General features: G+C 58.5%; 16 protein-coding genes and 1 riboswitch. Of the genes, 6 read left to right on the top strand and 10 right to left on the bottom strand.

All coding sequences use genetic code 11. The annotated features are described in order from the left end of the window. Positions 1-199: 199 nt before the first annotated feature. From C7I87_RS23625 to C7I87_RS23605, 4 genes are all read right to left on the bottom strand, one after another. Positions 200-2,017, bottom strand: a complete 1,818-nt coding sequence (locus C7I87_RS23625; RefSeq protein ID WP_188393978.1) for an ABC transporter ATP-binding protein — start codon at positions 2,015-2,017, stop codon at positions 200-202. A 1,095-nt stretch (positions 2,018-3,112) separates the two neighbouring features. Further along, positions 3,113-4,279: a heparan-alpha-glucosaminide N-acetyltransferase domain-containing protein gene (locus C7I87_RS23615; protein ID WP_246696378.1), complete on the bottom strand. Its 1,167-nt coding sequence runs from the start codon at positions 4,277-4,279 to the stop codon at positions 3,113-3,115. 478 nt (positions 4,280-4,757) lie between these two features. Continuing rightward, entirely contained in the window at positions 4,758-5,255 is a 498-nt protein-coding gene (locus C7I87_RS23610; protein WP_149906463.1) for a hypothetical protein, read from the bottom strand. A 203-nt stretch (positions 5,256-5,458) separates the two neighbouring features. Beyond that, positions 5,459-6,208, bottom strand: a complete 750-nt coding sequence (locus C7I87_RS23605) for a helix-turn-helix transcriptional regulator (protein WP_188393968.1) — start codon at positions 6,206-6,208, stop codon at positions 5,459-5,461. A 503-nt stretch (positions 6,209-6,711) separates the two neighbouring features. Next, positions 6,712-6,913: riboswitch (cobalamin riboswitch) on the top strand. Positions 6,914-7,000: 87 nt separating this feature from the next. Here C7I87_RS23605 and metE point away from each other — a divergent pair. Then, positions 7,001-9,340 carry a 5-methyltetrahydropteroyltriglutamate--homocysteine S-methyltransferase gene (gene metE / locus C7I87_RS23600; RefSeq protein ID WP_149906461.1) on the top strand — a complete coding sequence of 780 codons (2,340 nt, stop codon included), beginning with the start codon at positions 7,001-7,003 and terminating at the stop codon, positions 9,338-9,340. 644 nt (positions 9,341-9,984) lie between these two features. Here the strand turns inward: metE and C7I87_RS23595 are convergent. The 6 genes from C7I87_RS23595 to C7I87_RS23575 form a co-directional block, all read right to left on the bottom strand. After that, positions 9,985-10,674 (bottom strand): response regulator transcription factor, encoded by a 690-nt coding sequence (locus C7I87_RS23595; RefSeq protein WP_149906460.1) that lies wholly within the window; start codon positions 10,672-10,674, stop codon positions 9,985-9,987. A gap of 641 nt (positions 10,675-11,315) precedes the next feature. Further along, positions 11,316-12,308 carry an adenosine kinase gene (locus tag C7I87_RS23590; protein WP_149906459.1) on the bottom strand — a complete coding sequence of 331 codons (993 nt, stop codon included), beginning with the start codon at positions 12,306-12,308 and terminating at the stop codon, positions 11,316-11,318. Positions 12,309-12,410: 102 nt separating this feature from the next. Next, on the bottom strand, positions 12,411-13,607 hold the full coding sequence (gene metK, locus C7I87_RS23585) for a methionine adenosyltransferase (RefSeq protein ID WP_149906458.1): 1,197 nt from the start codon (positions 13,605-13,607) through the stop codon (positions 12,411-12,413). Between the two features lie 327 nt (positions 13,608-13,934). Further along, the gene (locus tag C7I87_RS23580) at positions 13,935-14,969 is read right to left on the bottom strand and encodes an isopenicillin N synthase family dioxygenase (RefSeq protein ID WP_149906457.1); all 1,035 of its coding nucleotides are present in this window, start codon (positions 14,967-14,969) and stop codon (positions 13,935-13,937) included. A gap of 66 nt (positions 14,970-15,035) precedes the next feature. Further along, the gene (locus C7I87_RS35630; protein ID WP_210250650.1) at positions 15,036-15,242 is read right to left on the bottom strand and encodes a hypothetical protein; all 207 of its coding nucleotides are present in this window, start codon (positions 15,240-15,242) and stop codon (positions 15,036-15,038) included. After that, positions 15,239-15,946, bottom strand: coding sequence for a class I SAM-dependent DNA methyltransferase (locus C7I87_RS23575; RefSeq protein ID WP_149906456.1), 708 nt, complete (start codon positions 15,944-15,946; stop codon positions 15,239-15,241). Before C7I87_RS23575 ends, C7I87_RS35630 begins: the two co-directional genes overlap by 4 nt. A 1,034-nt stretch (positions 15,947-16,980) precedes the next feature. Between C7I87_RS23575 and C7I87_RS36105 the strand changes: the two genes are divergently transcribed. From C7I87_RS36105 to C7I87_RS23555, 5 genes are all read left to right on the top strand, one after another. After that, positions 16,981-17,322, top strand: coding sequence for a LysR family transcriptional regulator (locus C7I87_RS36105; protein WP_149906455.1), 342 nt, complete (start codon positions 16,981-16,983; stop codon positions 17,320-17,322). Positions 17,323-17,864: 542 nt separating this feature from the next. Then, positions 17,865-18,029, top strand: a complete 165-nt coding sequence (locus tag C7I87_RS35355; protein ID WP_188393967.1) for a hypothetical protein — start codon at positions 17,865-17,867, stop codon at positions 18,027-18,029. Continuing rightward, positions 18,026-18,754 carry an SDR family NAD(P)-dependent oxidoreductase gene (locus tag C7I87_RS23565; protein WP_149906454.1) on the top strand — a complete coding sequence of 243 codons (729 nt, stop codon included), beginning with the start codon at positions 18,026-18,028 and terminating at the stop codon, positions 18,752-18,754. The genes C7I87_RS35355 and C7I87_RS23565 overlap by 4 nt, the downstream gene beginning before the upstream one ends. 432 nt (positions 18,755-19,186) lie before the next feature. Next, a complete protein-coding gene (locus C7I87_RS23560; RefSeq protein WP_149906453.1) occupies positions 19,187-20,164 on the top strand; it encodes a thiamine pyrophosphate-dependent dehydrogenase E1 component subunit alpha in 978 nt (325 codons plus the stop codon). Between the two features lie 43 nt (positions 20,165-20,207). Further along, complete coding sequence (locus C7I87_RS23555) at positions 20,208-21,209, top strand: alpha-ketoacid dehydrogenase subunit beta (RefSeq protein ID WP_149906452.1); 1,002 nt, start codon at positions 20,208-20,210, stop codon at positions 21,207-21,209. The last annotated feature ends 237 nt before the right edge of the window (positions 21,210-21,446 follow it).

Genomic DNA, 21,446 nt, shown 5'->3' with positions numbered 1-21,446 from the left:
TTGCACCACGATCTGTTCGGATGGCGTGGTTCTTTCGTTTGTGGGTAGTTATTTCCGAGCGGTGGGTGAACAACCTCATCTGTCAAACAGCAGGGCGCTATCCCCCGGCATCTGGCAGGCCCCCCAATAGACTTGGAGAGGCAGGCACGCTGGGTTTTGAAAGTTGCCGTTCACCCACTGAGGACGAGCCAATAAACGCCTAGCGATATCCGGAGGCCTGAAGTTCGAAGAGCTCGGCGTAGCGACCGCGCTCGGCCAAAAGCTCCTCATGTGTACCCTGCGCCTCAACTTTCCCGTCGGCCAGCACCAGGATTCGATCGGCCATCCGCACACTGGAAAAGCGATGGGAAATCAGAACCGATGTCTTGCCCTTGCTCAGTTCCTTAAAACGTCGGAACACCTCGGATTCCGAACGGGCATCCAGTGCGGCCGTCGGTTCGTCCAGGATCAATAGCTCGGCATCGCGCATGTAGGCACGAGCAATTGCGATCTTCTGCCATTCGCCGCCTGACAGCTCCACACCATTATCAAACTGCTTACCGATCATCTGGTCATATCCGCCCGGCAGCCTGCCGATGACCTGGCCGGCTTGGCTGCGTTCAGCGGCACGTTCTACGCGATCTCTATCCTCGCGCGCCTTGATACGGCCAACCGCGATGTTGTCGTTAGCAGTCATGTTGTAGCGAACGAAATCCTGGAAGATCACGCCGATCGAATTGCGCAGTTCAGCCACATCGTATTCGCGCAAATCCTTGCCATCGAGAAGAATCCGGCCCTCATTGGGATCGTAGAGGCGCGCCAGCAGCTTCACCAGCGTGGTCTTGCCGGCGCCGTTCTCTCCAACGAGCGCCAACACCTCTCCGGCCCGTAGCGTGAAGCTGAGACCGCGCACCGCCCACCGCCCCGCTCCCGGATATTTGAAGCCCACATTCTCGAAGACGAAGCCTTCTCGGATTGGACAAGGCACGGACAGTGCGTTTTCGGGCGACAGGATTTCAGGCTCCAAGTCAAAGAACGAGAACAGGTCCTTGAGGAACTCCGCCTGACCAGCGGTTCTGGCGAAACCCAACAGCAGCGATGCCACCGCCTCGCTCAGTTGCAGGAATGAACCGGCGAGGAAGGTAAGGTCGCCAACGGTGAACTTCCCCTGTAGCGCACCCCATACGATGTAAGTGTAAGCCCCGTAGTAGGCCATCGTGCTGACGGCGGTGAATAAACCGCTCCACATCGTGCGCCGTACTGCTAGCTTGCGGTTTGCGGTATAGAATTGGTCTGCAAGCTGCACATAACGATCGATGAGAAAGCGGCTCAAGCCGAAAATCTTAACCTCTTTGGCCGCCTCTACGCTGGTTGCCGTCAGGCGTACATAGCTATGCTCACGCTGCGCGGGCATACGGCTGAAATGGAGCGAATAGCTCCTCGCATTGAAATAGAATTCGCCGAGAAATGCCGGCACCACCGCGATCAACATTACAACGACCAGCCAGGGAGCAATGATCAAAAGGCCCATTGCGAAGCTGATTGCCTTTATCAGGCCCGCCGCCTGATAAGAAAGGGAGAGCAGCGTCATGGAATTGCTTGTCTGGACGCGCGCACGTTCAAGCTGGTCCTGAAATTCCGCGTCCTCGAAATCCTTTAGATCCAGCGTCGCGGCATGTTCCATAAGACCGACGCTTGAGGCGATTGTAACGCGCTCGGCAAGTACATCTTCAACGAGAGAGCTGACGCGGCTAAACAAATCGGTGAACACGGCCAGCCCCAACCCAGCCGCGATCAACAATAAAAGCCACTGCTCGTCATGAAAGGACAGGGCGGGCGCCCCCGATCGGATTTGGTGGCTGACCTCGTCGACGATGAGCTTGCCGACATAGAGTTTGCTGACGGGAAGCACCGCATCGACAAGCCTCAACAGCAATGTGGACAATGTTAGAAACGGGCTTGTCCGCCACACCATGGCGATAAACAGGGCTATGGCGTGAAACGTGCCGAGCCGCTTCTTCGTCGGTGGCAAGGACATATTGTGACAAGGAGCCTTTGGTTGAGGAGCTTTGGGATTTTTGCCATTGGGGCTCTTCATACTAAAAACCTCGCGTCCTCTGATGCGAAGGATCAATGGACTGCTCCTTGCCTGTGTGTCGGTCATGCTCGTTTCGGTCGGCGGAGCTCGCTTTCCGACTCCACTGCGGGTTGGGCAAGCTGAGATGGGGATGATTTCTCCTGCGCCGAGTTGCAGGCTGATTGCCAATCTGCCGCGCAAACGCCGTGCCAGGTGAAAGCCCTTCAATGCGACGGGTAGATTGTCGAAGCGCAGTCCGATGGCCGACATTGTCGGTCATGCATCACCCTGCCGCGTTCGTCGAAATCCCGCTCGCGTTGGGCAACCGATACCAGGTCACCGAAGGGCACGACCCGACGCCGCCTATCTATTCCTGGGTACGATGTGGCTGGTTGCGCGGCCTGCCGCTTGTATGCCCAAGGCTTGGCGTCGATCTCCTGAGCGCCTTAGTACCGGGGCCTCGGGCCTGACACGATGCAGGGCTTCCAGCACGATCTCGGATTTGGCGACCGCCAATTTCGATCAGAAGGTGAGGTACTCGGCATTTCGGTCGTCCTCGATGATACGTTCGAGTTCCTCAACTCTCCAAAATACCGCGGCAGATCTCCGTAGCGACACGATTAACAGATCCTCATCGCGCTGCGACGACATCCATGCCCCCGAGCGATTCCGATGACGGGGTTTCACAATTTTGCTGCCGACGTTTGTGTGAAGTAGGTAACAGAAGTCGACCTTGCGCCCCTATCTCGGGATCCACGAAGGCCAGGCGCGTCAACTACGCCACCGGTCATGGGCATCTCGGCCCGACCCACACGGCTGCGACGCGGATCATCGCGAATCTCGTCACTCCGAGGACGCTACCGATGGAGGTTGCGTCCTATCGAGTCGAGCGATTGTGTGGCTCCCAACGAGTATGAAAGCGGCGATTCGTGTCATGGTCGCACCTACACGAAACCATATCCCCCGATGTGCCGATCAGATTTCGGCCTAGCGGAAATCGTAGGAGCTCAAAGGCCGGGGATCTCGTGCATACTCATCGCTCGGTCTGGCGCAGTGCTAAGGGACCCACCGAGACAAGTTTGCGGCTCCGCCCATCAGCGCCTCGAGCGGACCTCTGCCGAGCGCGCGCCTCCATAACATTGCGAACGCACTGATTGCGAGCATGAATCCCAGCAGGTGGAGTGAGGGTGATCCTGGCTGGAGCACCCAGATTCCCCCAATGTGCAGGACATAAGCTGTCAACGACATGGAACCGACAGTCGCGATTGGAGCGGTCAGCACGCGAAGACGCGTGTCGGAAACGGCCAGGCTGATCGCCAGAACTAGAAGGGCGACGCCGGTGTTCCCAAGGATGGAGAAGGTGGTCTCACTGTGAGGTGAGGCCACCCACAACCAAACGGCCTCGTCCCCAAAGTCCATCCACGACCTGAATCCTCCCGCATCCGACCACCAGAGATCGCCCACCTTCCCGCCGTGCGCGGTGATCGTCTGTGCGACCCCCGGCAAATAGTGCAAGGCGAGGGCGGACCCTCCATATCCAAGGACGGCGAGCGCTATTCCAGCGGTCGCCAACCACTGGCGGGTGGTCATTTTCGTCAGATTCAGACGTGCGACCGCCATGCCTGCGATCATGAATGGTATCCATGTCACGGCAGGGTACCACCCGCTAATCGACATGGTAACAAGCGGGTGGTGCATCCCTTTGTCCATCACTCCGTTGATCAGGAATCTTAGCTGAGGAAACACAAGTGCCGTCGAAAGCGCTATGGCTGCGAGCGCGAAAAAATCGAGCCGGTAGAGTGGAAGAACCAGAAGAAAGCACAGTCCGTAGTAGGAGAGGACCACAGCCACCGGCGCTCCGATCTCCTGTAGCAGCATACCTAAGCTTAGCAGGATGAGCGCGCGTATCACCACTTTGATCTGAGCTTGGCGACCTGCTTGTCCTGTCTTGGGGACCCTTCCAGTGATAAGGACAAGGGAGAACCCCGCCAACAAGGCGAAGAGCGCGGAAGAGCGACCATGAGCGAGTTCTAGAATAAAGCCGGAGACCCCCCCTTCGCGTGGAGAGGGTCCGACATGTGCGGCGTACATGCCGAACACAGCCAATCCGCGCGCCAGGTCGACGCCGACAAGTCGGTTTGCCGGCGAGTGACGACCCGAATTGGCACCTCCTGCCACATGGGCGTTAGCCTCCAAGGTCGAGTTGTGTCGAAAAAGGCTCATGGTGTCCTCGAGTGCGTTGGCGACGCGTCGCCCGGGGGATAAATCGGAGCGCGCCGCAAGCTCGTGGCCCAAGACGCACCTAATTGGGAACAGGTCAGCGCGAGCGTGGGGCGGTCGCGCGACACGACTGCGGGTTTGGCGAGCTGGGTTGGTTGATTTCGCCTGATCCGAGGCGGAGCCCGGTTGTCGCTAGGCCTGCATATTGCCGTGCCAAAGCTGTCGAGATCCTGACCGATATCCGGGAATGTCGGATATGCGACGAACAACTGACATCACGAAGCGAGGCGGCACGCCTTTTTCGGCGACGGGACGACGACCCATTCAAGAAGCTGGCGAGCGAACGCCGGACAGCTATGGACTTCGCTCGACAAAGATTGGGGTACAGCACCGGCGCCATGAGCTGACGGGCTTAGAATCGTGCGACGGATACTCTCTCAAAGAAGGGCCGAAAACGCCTTCAGTGGCTTTCCGTTGTGACTTACCGGCCATCGTGTTTGTGCCAGCAGTCGAATACGGCCGAAGAAAAGCGGTTATGTCTGCCTTCTGATGTCCCCCGGCAGCGCGGCGAATGGCAAGCTCTGTCGCCACAAACCCGGCTTGTCGCGGCGAGCGTGCAGGCAAGAGCGATGTGGCTCTGCGACGGACTCCCTGGGTGGAAAAGGCTGTTCTTATAGGCTGCCGTGCGACTCGGTGCTTCGCAGGTTTGGAACTGGCGCTGGCCGGCCTTCGGACAGTCGTCCTTTTTGACAGCGGCATTCTCAAGCTGGCAAGACTTGGGCTGGTCGATGGCGCTGACGAGGCCGAGCTGTGGATCGCGCAATGCAGGTTCAGCCTGGAATGGGATCTCGCGTACCAACCGCGCGGAATCTCGGTTGCGGTACGGCGGCGTTTCGGCGGGCATTCTATGCCGCGTCCGCGCCGAACAACTGATCGTCGATTGCCGGTCGATGCACATGCCGACCGATGTGAAGATCATAGACCAAGGCGCGAAGACTTTTCGGCGACCGCACACCCATCGTCGGGCATGCAAACAACAAAGCGATTGAGATCTGGGCTGTCTATGCAGTCGTGCCAGGATGACTTGATGCTGTTGCTGAGCCCGAGCATCTCGGTTGTCCTCCAGTTTGGAGGCCAAATGGTTCATTGCGGACCGATGCGGGATCACGCGATTGCGTGAGGCTAGCTGATCAGCCCCAGGCGGAAAGCTGTCGTGACGGCCTGCACGTTGCTTGTCACGCCAAGCCTCTGGCGCACCAATCGCAGATGCGTATCTGCCGTGTTGCGGCTGACGTTCAGGCGATCAGCGACCTCGACGACAGTAAGCCCTTCGGCAACCCAGCGCAGGACGTCCTGTTGTCGAGGTGACAGACGCACTGGTTTGGAGGCCTGTTTGCCATCCGCAAGAAGGGCCGCGCATCCGAAGGCGCAGGCGGCGACGAACTGAAAGGCGAGACGGTCGTGAGGACCCGGCTCGAGCTTCTCCCCTGCAACGGAAAATCCAACCGGCTGTCCGTTCAATGTCGCGAACGGAATCGTGAAGCCGTCACGCAGATTAAACTCTGATGCCTCCGCCATGATCTGTCGGCCGAAGGAACAAACCCGGGAAATTTGATCCATCTCGCTCCACCGGAAGGGGGTGACCCCACGCTTCACAAGCTGAATGGTAGGATCGCGATGAAGGTAGCCTTTGGAGAAATAGCGCTCCGACCATTGCTGCGGCCAGGCGTCAAGCAGCACATGGGAAATCTGCTCGCGCCTCAGCGCACGCGGCGGCGGGATCGGTCCTGCCAGCACGTTTCTGGCGCCAAAGCGCTGGGCATAGGAAATCAGGTGCTGACAGATTTCCTGCTGGCTTGAACTCTTGCGGATCTGGTTGAGAAACTCGAACGTGTCATCGAGGTGCCGACGCCAAAGCGCAGGTGCTTCCATAACGCATTGCTTCCATGATGGTGATGGTAGTGGGTGGTTGGGGGCTTGGGTGAGATTGCAGGCATCAAGCTGCCGCATGGCTGGCCGACTGGTGCTGGTCGACAACTCTCCTCCAGTCTTGTTGCACCAGTTGAGCGAGTTGCTCGGGTTAAGCTCGACAGCGGGATGCCAACCGCGAAGCCGGGCGACCGACCCGTTCCCTCGCGTATATTGCCGGATGCTCGGGCAATGGCGTGTGATTGCATCTGCCTATGCTCATTTCGAGTATATCGGAAATGTTGCTTCCAGCATGGTCGAAGTCAACCCCAACAACAGGCAGTATGGCCCTGCGACGGTTCGCCATCAGGACAGTGGGAAGGAAGCGGAAGGGCTTGCCCGCGCGCTGTTTAAGTACGATCGCATTCAATCGACATCGCGGCTATCTGCGCCTCACCAGCGACACCAAAATCGGATAACGGCATAAAGATTTGTTTATGTCCGCTTGACAGGAGTCTTCTCTTCGGCCAGTGTCGGCTTGTCGTGGTTCTCTGATCCGGTTACTCGCATCAGAGCTAAGAGGGAAGCCGGTGAAGATGCCGGCGCTGCCCCCGCAACTGTAAGCGGCGAGCCAAGCCCACTCATGTCACTGAGGCCATGCGCCTCGGGAAGACGGGCAGAGGTGTCGACCCGCGAGCCAGGAGACCTGCCTCGGCGAACAAGGTCCACAGGCGGGGTGTCTCGGTGGGCGTGGTAACCGGCCGGTCTGCTTGCCAACGTCTGCCTTGCGTCCACCCCCAATCATCGGGGTATGGTATGTCTCTCTCTCGGAAAGTTCCTGTTGCCACACTTGGCGTGCCTCGCATTGGACGTCGTCGCGAGTTAAAGCGCGCGCTGGAGGCCTACTGGTCGCGAAAATCTTCCGCTGCCGACCTTCTCGAAACGGCGCGGGCGCTGCGTGTCGCGAACTGGACTGAACAATGCGACCGTGGCGTGACCATAATTCCGTGCAACGACTTCTCGCTTTACGATCATGTGCTCGACACGGCAACAATGGTCGGCGCTGTGCCGCCACGTTATGGCTGGAGCGAGGGGGAAGTCTCGCTCGACACCTATTTTGCCATGGCGCGTGGGAGCCAAGGAGAGGCTGCCGGACTGAAAAATGCCAATCACGGTAACGCGGTTACCGCGCTGGAAATGACCAAGTGGTTCGACACCAACTACCACTACATGGTCCCGGAGCTCGCCGACGACCAGGACTTTGCTTTGTCGTCGGCAAAGCCGGTGGATCATTTCCTTGAGGGTAGGGCGTTCGGCGTTCACACCCGCCCGGTCATTCTTGGGCCCGTCACCTTCCTCAAGCTGGCCAAGTCGCCTAATCGGGACTTCAACCCAATTGCGCTGCTCCCGCGGTTGCTGCCGGTCTATGAGGAACTCCTGCGCCGCCTGAAAGTGGCGGGCGCAGACTGGGTGCAAATCGATGAGCCGGCGCTCGTGCTCGACCTCATTCCAAACGAGCAAGACGCGTTCAATTTTGCCTACGACCGTCTTTCGAAAGCGGCCCCGGAGCTAAAGATCATGCTCGCCACCTATTTCGGCGGTTTGAATGGCAATATCGAGACCGCTCTTTCGCTTCCTGTGGCGGGCTTGCATCTCGATCTTGCACGCGCTCCTGAACAATTGGAGGCGGTCGGCCGGCTTGCGCCAAAGGACATGGTGCTTTCGCTTGGCCTGATCGACGGTCGCAACGTCTGGCGTGCGAACCTGCGCCTCATCCTTGACCGCATCAAGCCGGTCGTCGCGGGCTGGCCACTGGAGCGAGTGGAGATCGCGCCTTCGTGTTCCCTTCTGCATGTGCCGATCGACCTGGAACTGGAAACAGCGCTCGATAGCGACATAAAGTCGTGGCTCGCATTCGCGGCGCAGAAGATGGACGAACTGACCACGATCGCCAGGGCCTTGTCCGAAGGCCGGGAGGCGGTTTCAGCAGAGCTGGAGTCCTCTACCCAAGCAGCCGCTGCGCGTTTGACGTCCCCCAAGGTGCATGATCCGCTGGTCGAAGGACGCCTCGCCTTTATCGACGAAGACATGATGCGCAGGAAAAGCCGCTTTGCTGAGCGCTCCAGGCTTCAGGACCAAACGCTCCGCCTACCGCCATTCCCGACTACGACCATCGGCTCCTTCCCGCAAACACCCGAGATTCGCAATGCGCGCGCGGCCCATGCGAGGGGAGAACTGAGCTACGTCGACTATGAGGTGTTCCTCCGGAAGGAAATCGAGGCAACCATCCGTTGGCAGGACGAGATCGGGTTGGACGTGCTGGTGCATGGTGAGTTTGAACGAAACGACATGGTGCAATATTTCGGTGAGCAGCTTTCCGGATTCGCCTTCACGCAGCACGCCTGGGTGCAGAGCTACGGGTCACGTTATGTGCGGCCGCCGATCATCTTTGGCGACGTGTCGCGTCCCAATCCGATGACGGTGCGCTGGTGGCGGTACGCTCAATCGCTAACAGATAAACCCGTTAAGGGCATGCTCACCGGCCCGGTGACGATTCTGAACTGGTCCTTTGTACGCGACGATCTCGCACGCTCGGTCGTTTGCCGCCAGATCGGGCTCGCCCTCCGTGGCGAAGTGGATGATCTCGAAAGCGCCGGCGCCAAGGTGATCCAAATCGACGAAGCTGCACTGCGCGAGGGCTTGCCGCTGCGCAAGTCCGAGTGGAAGCATTATCTCGAATGGGCCATCGAGTGCTTTCGGCTCGCTTCGACGGGCGTGTATGATGTGACCCAGATCCACACGCACATGTGCTACTCCGAATTCAACGACATCATAGACGCGATCGCGGCGATGGATGCCGATGTGATCTCCATCGAAACCTCGCGCTCGCAGATGGAGTTGCTCAACGCCTTCGAAAAGTTCAATTATCCGAACGAGATCGGACCGGGCATTTATGATATCCACTCACCGCGGGTGCCGGGAGTCGACGAGATGACGAACCTGCTCTCGCAGGCGCGACAGCGGCTTTGCGACAGTCAGATTTGGGTTAACCCCGATTGCGGCTTGAAGACACGTCGGTGGGAGGAAGTCCGTCCGGCACTCATCAACATGGTCGAAGCCGCGCGTTTTCTGAGAGGCGCACCGAGGGCCGCCTAGCAAAAGTGTATACCCTCGCCGGTGGGGGCCAGATACACTGCGCTGAAGCGGATCGAAATTGGGTGAACCCAAGAGGCGAACGGGCAACGCCATTTCGTTAGAAATATGTGACAGTCCGCTGAGGGCATTGATTTGACGGGTCCGATGCTTCTTCCGACTCGTCGGTCAATATACCGACCACCTTGCCAATACGATGCCGTCAGGTCGGAGCGCATCTCTAACAGCGTGCGGTCGGATTTGCTCATCTGAACATTGCGAGTCGTAATGTGATGCCCGTTTGAACCCTATGCGCGGGAGGGTGATGGCCTCCATTTCGTCCGAAAGGGCCGACTGATTGCTTCCACCGGATCATTCCACGCAAGAGCTCGTTATTGCGTCGATTGCGGTAGTCACAAGTCTACAGCATGTCGCGGCGAATAGGATTCGCCCGACCTGCTGTAAGCTTCTGATTTTATGCATGTCGTTATCCCGGAACCGAGGACACTTCCGGGCAACATGCATTAGGGGGGTTATATCGCCCCAAACTTTACCGGAAGCGTCCACGACGCTGCAAAGCCGCCCGCTCGCTTCAGCGCTATTGAGGGCGCGCTCGCGAGCAGCTTTTGCTCGGCCGAGCTACTACACCATGGGCCGCGATCGCCCTTTCAGATTTCCTGCTCTTCGAGCGCATAACCGGCCGAGCGTACGGTTCGGATTACGTTGTGGGGGGAGAGCGCCTTTCTCAGTCGGCTGACATGGACGTCAACTGTGCGCGGACCAACAAAGATTTTTTCCGGCCAAGCGGCGCTAACCAGTTCCTCGCGGCTGCATACCTTGCCAGGGTTTTCCATCAGGTGGCGCAGCATGTTGAACTCGAGTGGGCCAAGATGGAGCTGCTGGTCACTGCAGTGCACCCGACGGCTTCTGGGCTCCATACTAAGCTGACCGCATGTCAGCGCCTCGTCGTTCCCGCCGTTGGGCAGCAGGCGAGTCCGCAGTTTCCCCTTCAGGTACGCGAGCAATTTAGCCGGCGCGAAGGGCCGCAAGAAAGTTTCGTCTATGCCCGCCTTGAGCAGATCGAGCTGCTGGTGCTCGGCGCCGGAAGCGATCAGAGCGATCACGGGCAGTGCATCGGTTTGCAGCTCGCCTTTCAGCCGGGCGCAGATCGCCGGGCCGGTAGCGGTAGCCGGTTGGCAGTCCAGGACAACAGCCTGCGGCTCGCACTCAGTCGCCTGCTGGACCACATCCTCGACGCCACCGGCCAGTACGGTTGCGAAGCCGTCCACCTCCAGGACGTGGCTGAAGAACAGGTAGAACTCGACATCCTGCGAACAGATCAGGATTAACGGCTTCATCTGCGTCCTACATCAATGGAGCATTCAACGCCGGTCGTCACGCAGCACCCTCGCAATCGCCGCTTTGCTACGCCTGCCCTTGCCTCTGTCAGTGCCACCGGACATCTCCGGCGTCCGATTGGCAATTTGGCGTGCCCTGGAAACGAAGATCTACCCAAACACACCACAAGTGGGTCGTTGGCGGCCACGGCGACGCCGGATCGGCTGCTCGATCAGGTCGGCCAAGCAGACCCAGCCGGTACGATCCGAGCTGGTGCGATAGGGAGCCCACGTAAATCGCAGCGATCATTTCGGCGCAATCTCCTCCGCTACCACTCGGCGCCTCGTTATGCGCGCAGTAGCTGATGCTGACCTGACAAGGTCGGTTGCTACCTTCGTTCCGGTTCGCTCCGCGCCATCAAATGCCTCTCGGCAGTCCCTTGTCTCAAAACCAGAAGATCAAAATTTGTGCCAACACGAAGGCAGCCGCAGAGAAGATTTTGCGACTTTTATTTCAGCGGTTTAACGGGAACGCAGCAGAAAATGAGCCCGAACCCATAGTCGCGGACACGACAAAACGCTGCATTGCTGTCGCCCGCTCAGTGCTTTCGTCCCTCGCGCCGGTGATCGAAGCCGTCAGCGGGCAAGTCTTCCAGAAGTGTCTACAACAGCCCCGCCTGCTCGGCCTCTTTGCGCAGGTTCTGCCGCGGTCTTGGGCCGATCTGCTGGATCACCAATCCGGCCGCCAGTGAGCCAAGATCGCCGCAGGTCTGGAGGTCGCGTCCCTGTGTATAGCCATGCAGGAAACCGGCGGCGTAGAGATCGCCGGCGCCCGTCGTGTCGACAAGCTCCTTGATGGCGGTCGCCTTTATGATCACGGTCTCGTCGCCGCGCACGATGACCGAGCCCTTTTCGGAACGGGTCACCGCGGCGATCTTGCAATCCTTGCGGATCTGCGCCACCGCCTCGTCGAACGACGAAGTCTGGTAAAGCGACTTGATCTCGTGGCTGTTGGCAAAAACGATGTCGACCGTACCTGAACGCATCAGGTCGAGGAACTCGTCGCGGTAGCGGTCGACGCAGAACGGGTCCGACAAGGTCATCGAGACTTCTCGCCCGGCCGCGTGCGCCAGCCTGGCCGTCTGCCGGATGGCTTCCTTGGCGCGCGGCGGATCCCACAGATAGCCCTCGAAATAGGTCACCTTGGCGCCCGCCGCCTTGTGGGCCTCGACATCTTCCGGCCCGAGTTCGACGCAGGCGCCGAGATAGGTGTTCATCGAGCGCTCGCCGTCGGGGGTGACGAAGATCATCGAGCGCGCCGTCGGCGGCTCGCCCTCGAGCGGCCTCGTGTCGAAGGCAACACCCTGCGCGTGGATATCGTGCGCATAGATTTCGCCCAACGCATCGTTGGAGACCTTGCCGAAGAAGGCGGCGCGTCCGCCGAAGGAGGCGACACCGGCCGCCGTGTTGCCGGCGCTGCCGCCGGAGGCCTCGATCGCCGGGCCCATGCGGCTGTAGAGCAATTCGGCGCGGTGGGTGTCGATGAGGTTCATCGCGCCCTTGATGATGCCGTTGGTCTCGAGGAAGTCCTCCTCGCACTGGGCGATGATGTCGACAATAGCATTGCCGATGCAAAGCACGTCATAATCCGGCATCAATGTCTCCGCCAAAAACCCAGGCCGGCTTCTTGCCATGCCCGCGCGGGGACCTTTCAATTCTACAATGGTCCAGCGCTTCAGATTGATCCGGCAGCAGCCTCACGCAGCAGCCAGACCTGCCTCCCGCCTCAAGAAATCGGCTCTGTCCGTCCTCTCCCAGGTGAACTCAGGCTCTTCACGGCCGAAGTGCCCGTAGGTCGCGGTCTTACGGTATATCGGGCGCAACAGGTCAAGCATCTCAATAATACCTTTTGGCCTCAGGTCGAACAACTCGACAATGAGGCGCTCGATCCTTTCTTCTTCGATCGTCGCCGTCCCGAAGGTGTTGACGAAGACCGAGACCGGTGCGGCTACGCCGATTGCGTAAGCAATCTGCACTTCGCAGACCTCCGCAAGTCCCCCAGCCACGACATTCTTGGCGACGTAGCGGGCCGCATACGCGGCCGAACGGTCAACCTTTGAGGGGTCCTTGCCCGAAAAGGCACCGCCGCCGTGGCGTCCCATCCCGCCGTAGGAGTCGACGATGATCTTGCGCCCAGTGAGGCCGCAGTCACCGCGCGGCCCACCGACCACGAACCGTCCTGTCGGGTTGACCAGGAGCCTAATCCCTGTCGTGTCCAGGTCGGTCGGCAAGACCGGCTTGATGATCTCCTCAATGACGCCTTCCCGCAGGGCTTCCTGTGAGACCTCCTCATCATGTTGGGTCGACAGGACGATGGTATCCAGCCCCACAGGGCGCAAACCTTCATAACGTACCGAGACTTGCGATTTCACATCGGGGCGCAGCCAGCTTAGCTGTCCTGCTTTGCGGACTTCTGCCTGCCTTTTCGTCAGGTGGTGAGCGAGCTGGATTGGCAAGGGCATCAGTGTATCGGTCTCCCTGCAAGCGTACCCGAACATGACGCCCTGATCGCCCGCTCCCTGGTCGAGATCAATCCCTCGTCCTTGCTCGACGCCTTGGCTGATATCAGACGACTGTTCGTTGATAGCCAGAACGACAGCGCAACGCCGACCATCAAACCCGATTGCATCATCGTCATATCCGATGTCGAGAATGGTATCGCGGGCAACTTGGCTATAGTCGATTTGGGCATCACTGGTGATCTCGCCAGCCAGCACGACCATTCCGGTCTTCACCAACGTTTCACAGTTTTTCACCAGCGCTTCACAGGCGACGCGCGCCTTAGGATCCTTGAGGAGGACCGCATCGAGAATAGCATCCGAGATGTTGTCGGCCAACTTGTCCGGATGTCCGGCGCCGACGGATTCAGAGGAGAATACGAACTGTCTAGCCATGGGATAGCCTTGCTGCAGGTAATAAGTTGTAAGATAGATTTCGTTTAGTCCGCCTTACTGGTCGGCGATGCCAAGTACCTCGAATGCACCGGAACGCGCACCGGGGTGCCCTTCGGCTTATTAGTTGGTGAAGATCGAGCCAGTCGCGTACATGAATGCGATGAGTTGAGCGTCGTCCGCTCCTACCGCCCCCGCCTAAAAGCAGTTCGTGAACGGCAATCTAACCTCGCCGATGAAGACCGTGGCAGGCTTTGGACTGAGCGATGCCGCCGGATGCAAAGTTTGTTCATGGTGATTTCGCGTTCCACTTGGTTTGAGCTATTCAGATCATTTGTGGCTCTCCGGGCTCACGGCGGGATGAATGCGTTTTCGCCGCTCCAAATGGGGGAAAGTCTTGACGAAGCGCTCAAACTTATACATGCCGCAGGTGATCGGTGGGTAACGGGCCGGCCTCGCCTCAGAGACACAGCTCTCCAGGGGCGCGAAAACAGCGTCGTAATCGGCATCAATGAAGAATGGAATCGAATAGCGTTCCCGTCCCGAGGTGTTCACCACCCGATGCAAGTTGGCTAGGTAAAGGTCGTTGGTAAGCTTCTGCACCAGATCGCCGATATTGATGACAAAGGTCCCAGGAATGGGCGTGCCCTCGACCCAAGCGCCGTCTCGGTTCATAACTTGTAGCCCGCCGACACTGTCCTGCGCGAGAATGGTGAGGGTGCCGTAGTCGGTGTGCGCGCCAATGCCGATGATCCTCTCGTCCACGACTCCGGTTTGCGGCGGATAATGTAGTAACCGCTGGATCGTGATTGGGTTCTTCATTCGAGGTTCAAAGAAATCTGAAGGGAGATCCAGACTGAGCGCGATTCCGCTCAGAATCTTCATTGACAACTCTTTCATCGCTTCGTGATAGGCGACCACGCTCTGTCGGAAACCGGGCAGGGCGGCCGGCCACTGGTTGGGCCCGAAGAATGGGCCCTCGATAATCGACCGCTCAGGACCGACGTCGAAGCACTCTTTGAGATCCTTGGTCTTTGAAGGATCAGTGTTTTCGCCAAACACTTCGATATAGCCGTGTAGCGCCACGCCGGAATTGCTGATGTGCAGTTTCATTTTTTTGTCGACGGGCAGATCGAAGAAAGCGCGAGCCTGGGCAAAGGTCTCATGCACCAATTCTTCACATACACCATGGTTCTTGACGTACATGAACCCGACATTGGTCAGGGCCCAGCGGATCTCTTTCGCCACGCTTCGCTTGTCGCTTCCGTCGACCAGCGGAGCCATGTCGACAACTGGGAATTTTTCGAAGGACTGCCGCTGGGCTCGAAGCCTATCGTCAAGTTGGGCTAGATTCGGTTTCGTCATTAAGTCACCCCTGTTGAGTCGCGTCAGTTAGGCTCGGCCAATGCGCTCTCGCGGCCGAGTTGAATTCTATTGCTCAGACCATGAGCGCCCGAGGCTGGTGCCGTTCAAGAGATCGACGGAAACCACCCTGCGGTTGGCAGCCAGAAACAGCATCTCGTCCCGATCGGGTTTCATCAAACGTGCTGAAGCATGGGGCGTGCAATTCACCCCCGGGGCAAAGACGCGTGGCGTCGGCTGCCATTTCGGCAGCGCGATTTTCGGAAGCGTGATCACAACCGGTGTTCCGCTGGTGCGCTGGCCTTCTCGGGTACCCGGAAGACCCAGTAGTGCGCGCCCTCTTCCGCGATGTACCTGCCGTCGTTTAAGCACTGCGCCGGCACAAGGACGCCCTCATCCTGCAGATGCCGCACCTCGTCTTCAAAGCATGTAGCGTCCGCATAGCTTTTTCGGGTGCTTACGATAACAAATCCATTCGGGCGCGTGACGCGAGCCAGCTCCCGTAGCGCATCCGGTCGGACATGCCCGAGCGTGAAGACGCCGCAGCAGACTGTAATATAATAGCTCGCGCTGGGGTAGCCAGAGAGCGGCCCGTTTAGATCGACACCGGCTCGGATATGGCGGTAGACTTGGGTTTGCCGGGCCTTTTCGGCCATCTCCTCGGAGAGATCCAGCCCGTCGATCGTCCGGAAGCCGAGGCGGTCCAATTGCACGCCAACGAGGCCTGTTCCGCTGCCAGCGTCCAGGATTGGGATGGCTGGTCGCTCCCTGGCCAAATATGCCGTCTGCACGGCACCCGCCAATTCCGCCACGATCACGGGTCCGCAGTATTCGTCGCGGCCAACCTCCAGCTCGTAGGCACTGGCCCATCCGCGATAGAACTCCGCCAAGCGGCCGGCGTCTCCGTCGAGGGCATGAGAGTCCTTGATGCGCTTTCGTGCGGCTTGCTCCAGCGCGGTGCGTTGGTCCTTGGTTTGCATGGTATTTCCTCCGTATAGCGACAAATATGGAATGTGGCGGCCCATCGGCGCCTGCTGCGCCTCCACTACGAGAGCTTCAAAGCTCGTGCCAATTGGCCGAAGGAGGCGAAGAAAACATTTTTCAATTGCTTTCAACGATTTGGCTGAAGAAAGTAGGAACGCCGCTAAACAGTCCTGTCGCAGACCCGACACCTGCGTCGTTTGACACGCAAATACGCAACGTCGCCGGCGTGCCACAACGGCAGCCCGTCTCCCGGAATCGTGAGGGCTGTTCGGGAAAACTGCCTATCCTGGCAGTTTGACTCACCCGTACCTTCCCGAGGCAGCCCTGTAGAAGGGGAGATGGGCAGCTCGTCTTAAAAGGCTCGCCCAAAGCAATCCCGCCTGCTCGAGGAGCCGAAAACTGCCGCAGGCCTGCAGGGCGAGGCGAGCAATCTCGGTTCGTCCTCAACCTACCAGCTTGCCAACCGGCCCATCAAGGCGGGCAAATAGTTCGACACACTACTCCATGTGCCTGGCGCCGATCACGTCACGCCGCGCCTATGGTGAGCTCAACCTGCTGGACTTTTCGTTCAGATTCTCGGGGAAGGCCCACCCGAATGGAATGCCGCAGCAATCGACTCACCGGAGCAAGGGCTGATGGCAATGGGGAACTTCCTGTCCCAGAAGATGGCTTTCAGATCGATGGTGTTCGGGGGTCGAGACAACTAGCTAGTTTAAAGTAGTTCCTGTTCCGCAAGTTCAGGTCAAAGTGCTTCGAAACTGCAGCATTTGCGCTGTCTGGCCGGAGTTGGACAAATGCGTTGGGACCAGACAAACGCTGTCCAAGCCGGACCGGCCGTTCGTGGCGAACGGTGTAATGCAAATAGTAGTCAATCCGGCATGCAATTTGCTTCGCAATCCTAGCAGTCAGGCTTCCGCTGTGCTCACTGAGATCAGCGGGTGATTGGCAAGCTTCGAATATTACAACACGGCTGGCGGAGGCGTCTCTTACCAAGCTGCTGCCTGTAGCAACTGGTCTGACAGAGTATTTCATGGGCCACCCATATTACAATCTCCCATCTCCGACCGCACTTGCTGCGTTCGAGGCATTGGCGCGGCATCTGTCGTTCAAACTTGCGGCGTCCGAGCTCAATGTCACGCCTGGCGCCGTGGGCCGGCAGATCAAAGCTATTGAGGAGGAACTCGGAGTTCCACTCGTTGCAAGGCTCGCGACGGGCGTCACGCTCACTGGACCTGGCGAAGACCTTTACCAGGCACTCGCTAGCACCTTGTCGAGAGCGTCCGAAGTCGTCAGCAGGCTGGAGCGAGGCGGTCGCTGTAAAAATTGTTGCGATTGCCTGCTCGGATGCTTTCACGCGCGCCGATGCCGATGACCTCTCGTCGACAACCCAAGTCTGAGGCGGCAAGTGTAGCAGTGTCAAGCGCGCTAGATCGAGATTGGTCCTCATTCGTGGCTCGTAGAAATCTTCAGGAAAGTCCACGTGTGGGACTCTAAACGCAAGTGGCAGCCAAAGCGAAGGTGTTGCAGTCTATAAACAAAGTGCAACGTTGGGGCAAAATACAGGTAATGCAGTGTAAACTGGTGGCGTTCCTTTGCGAGAATCAGGTGACGTTGAATTCACCAGACTCATGACCGTCCCCGCTCAGCGAATTTGCAGAATCCTCAGCACCCTACCGGAACGGTCGGACCGTGACACAAATTGTCAACTTTGTCGAAACCCTAACACTGTGGCCCTCGGAGTCGGCGCCGGTCATTCCCACTTAGGCCTCGGTTATTGTGCGAGATATTGTTCTACTGCTGGCTCTGCTCAGTTGGCACGATTCTTGAGCCTTCCTTGTAGTGAGGCAAGGCGCTGCCGGACAAGTCGGAAAATCGCTCCGCGTTTTGCCAAGCACTTGGCCAGAGAGAAGGTTAATGGACAAGAGGATCTTTTCCGTTTTGTGGGGTAGAATCGCAATTCTGCATCTTCAGGTCGCTCAGGGCGAAGTCGTCTTCGCCGCGCAAGGCAGCAGTCGCGCTGCCGCCCATTACATGTGCGACGCGCCTGTTGAGGTGAATGGCGGAAAGGCGGTCGCATGACCCGCTTCGCCGGGAAAGTCGCGCTAGTGACCGGCGCCAGCAGCGGCATTGGGGCGGCAATCGCCGGCAGGCTTGCCGGCGAGGGAGCCCGGGTCTTTTCGGTTCAACTTGACGAGGCTGACCGTATAGAAACGATTGTAGCGGACCTTTGCGACCCCGACGTTCCAGCCCTGATCATTGACAATGTCGTTCAACAGGCCGGCCGCCTTGACATTCTCGTGAACAACGCGGGTCGCATGGTTGAGGCGAAAGTAGATGAGATCGGGCTGGATGAGTGGCGACGCACAATGGCCCTCAACCTTGATGCTCCTTTCCTGCTGATCCGTCGCGCTATGCCTCATCTTTGCAGAACCCGCGGCGCTATTGTCAACATAGGTTCGATAGAGGGGCTGGCGTCCAACCCTGGGCACGCGGCCTATTGTGCCTCGAAGGCAGGGTTGCATGGTCTGACGCGCGCAGTGGCGGTGGATGGTGGGCCAGAAGGGGTTCGTTGTAACGGCGTGGCTCCTGGCTGGATTGATACGGAGCTCAACACTAATTTTGTCGCCGCTTTGTCCGAGAGGGCGCGGGGGCGGCTTGGTGCCATTCACCCGCTGGGTCGAACCGGCCGGGTTGAGGAAGTCGCGGCTATGGTCGCCTGGATAGCCTCCGATGAGGCTGCGTTCGTCACCGGCCAAATCTTCGTAGTGGATGGTGGTCGCACTGCTAAGCTAAGTCTTCCATGAACGCAATTTGTCTTCCAAAGGAACTTGGACCGGTGGGATTGAACCCCATGGCAAGCGCGCATCGCGCACCGATCCAACCGTCATTTGCCCCGAACCGCCGATTTGCGCACTCTGTCCAACCGAGAAGAGCTACCCAAAAGCTAGGAAGGACAGATCAACCGCTTGTCCAAGCCGCGTCGAAACAGGTCTGGTCCGTTGGCTTTGAAAGTGGGTGAATGCACTGGATGTCCCTCCGGCGCCATCAGCATGGAAGGCCCGCTTGATCCGCATCGAACAGAGGGGGTCCTTCTGATGGCGAACTGCCGATAACGCCTAGCAGCAGATGGCACGAGATTGGACACAGCCTTTATGCCCCGCCATACCGGTCGGGGTTTCCCGAATAGTCCCAAGCGAGACTGCGTCTTTTACTGCATCTTGAAGGAACGTTGGATCATGCAGATGAACGGTGATCAGCAACTAGAGGCTTACCGGCGGATGCTTCGCATCAGACGCTTCGAAGAAGAGGCTATGCGCCAATTCAGTCGTAACAAGATCCCTGGTTTCTTCCACTCGAGCGTGGGGCAGGAAGCCGCTATCGTAGGGGCATGTCTCGCCCTTCGGGACGATGACGCCATGACCGGAACGCATCGTTCGCACGGCCATCCAATCGGGAAAGGTGCGCGTCTGGACGCACTCATGGCCGAACTGATGGGAAAGCAGGGCGGCATTTGCAAAGGCCGCGGCGGTTCCATGCACTTTGCAGACAATTCAGTCGGGATTATCAGCGAATCGGGCATCGTCGGCGGAGGCATTCCCCTTGCTACAGGGTGCGCGTTCAGTGCCAGCGTGCGAGGCGTCGATCAGGTTACCCTTTGCTTCTTCGGTGATGGAGCAGTGAACGAGGGCACCTTCCATGAGAGTCTCAACATGGCATCGCTTTGGAAGCTTCCGGCCATATATCTCTGCGAGAACAACGGCTATGCAATCGTGACTTCGGTGGAGCAAAGCCACGCGCAGCCGGACATCGCGCTGCGGGCGGCGGGTTACGGCATGCCAGGAGTAACGATTGACGGGCAGGACGTGACCGCCGTCTTTGAAGCTACAGCACAGGCCGTCGCGCGAGCACGCGCGGGCGAGGGGCCTATTCTCATAGTAGCTAACACCTATCGGTTCGATGAGCACAACTATGGTTTGCTGGTTCCCGGGCAGCCTTATCGATCCGTTGCAGAAATCGAAGCTCACAAACGCGACCGGGATCCGATCTTGCTGTATCGAGCTGTCCTCCTCGAAGAAGGCGTAAGTGAAAAGACTTTAAGAGAAATCGAAGAGGAGGTCACAGAACATATCAAGAAGGCTGTAAAATTTGCTTTGAATAGCCCCATGCCCGAGACAGAAACGTTTTCAGACTATATGTTCAACACGCCGATTTAAAGCCTTCCAGCTTCGTTGTTAGACTGAAAAGGAATTAGTCGACATGCATACCGATGCACAGAAACACGCCGCGCCGCACGGGACCGATATTCAGATGACCTATGTCGAAGCAATCGTGCAAGCGCAGATAGAGGAAATGGATCGTGATGAGCGCGTCATCTTGATGGGAGAGGACGTCTCCATCTACGGCCGCGGTAAACTTTTTGAGCGGTTCGGTAAGAGGCGGGTTTGGAACATGCCGATTTCAGAAGGCGGTTTCACCGGCCTCGCAATCGGGGCTGCCATCAGCGGATTGCGACCCATCGTAGACCTCTCAACTGCCAGCTTCGTCTATCTCGCCTCGGATCAGATCATCAATCAGGCCTCGAAATTGCGGTTTATGACCGGGGGCCAGATCGACATTCCCATCGTGTTTCGTTGCTTCATGTACTCGGCGGGGTCTATGGCCGCGCAGCATGCCGATCGGCCCTATCCGCTTTTCATGAATGTGCCGGGCCTCAAGATCATCAGCCCGACCAGCGCCGCCGACATCAAGGGCCTTATGAAGTCGGCCATTCGTGACGGCGATCCTGTACTCGTCTTCGAAGACGCTCGCCTGTGGTCGCTCGAGGGCGATGTGCCCACAGATCCGGACCGTGTAATCCCGATTGGCAAAGCGGATGTGAAGCGCGAGGGAAGGGACGTAACCCTTGTCGCTATTGCCGGCGCGATTCGGCCAACGATCGAAGCTGTCGACGCGCTCACCGAGGAAGGCGTTTCGGTCGAAGTGATCGATCCACGTACGTTGAAGCCGCTCGATCATGAGGCCGTTAAGATGTCTGTCGCGAAGACCGGTCGCCTTGTGATCGTCGAGAACGGGCACCGCGTCTGTAACGTCGGAAGTGAAATCGCCGCAGTGATGGCAGAAGAGGCTTTCGATCTATTGAGGAGACCGATCCTGCGCCTGAGCGCTCCGGACATTCACGTCCCGTTCAGCCCAGCCCTCGAGAAGGGTTTCTTCCCGACGAAGGATGACATCGCAGCCGCCGTACGGCGGCTGCTCTGATATCTTCGAACACTCTGAGTACGATGGAGCAAAAGAGGCGGAACGGACGTGCTATCCCTTTACCGGCGCGGGGGTGCTGAGGAGGACGCCAAAAAGATTTCTGGAATAACTCGGGCAAACCAGACGGCCGTTCACTTCCGTCTGGTCGAGATCGAAGCGATGCTTTCGCGTTAGCGGGAACCGGACCATCAGCCATGTTACTCTGATCACGGCGGGTGCGTTGTTGTTGGCCGGTGA

This window comes from Mesorhizobium sp. SARCC-RB16n (assembly GCF_008520305.1).
Taxonomy (GTDB): Bacteria; Pseudomonadota; Alphaproteobacteria; order Rhizobiales; family Rhizobiaceae; genus Mesorhizobium.
Note: the sequence above shows the minus strand (reverse complement) of the source record. Positions and strands in the feature narration are given on the sequence as shown.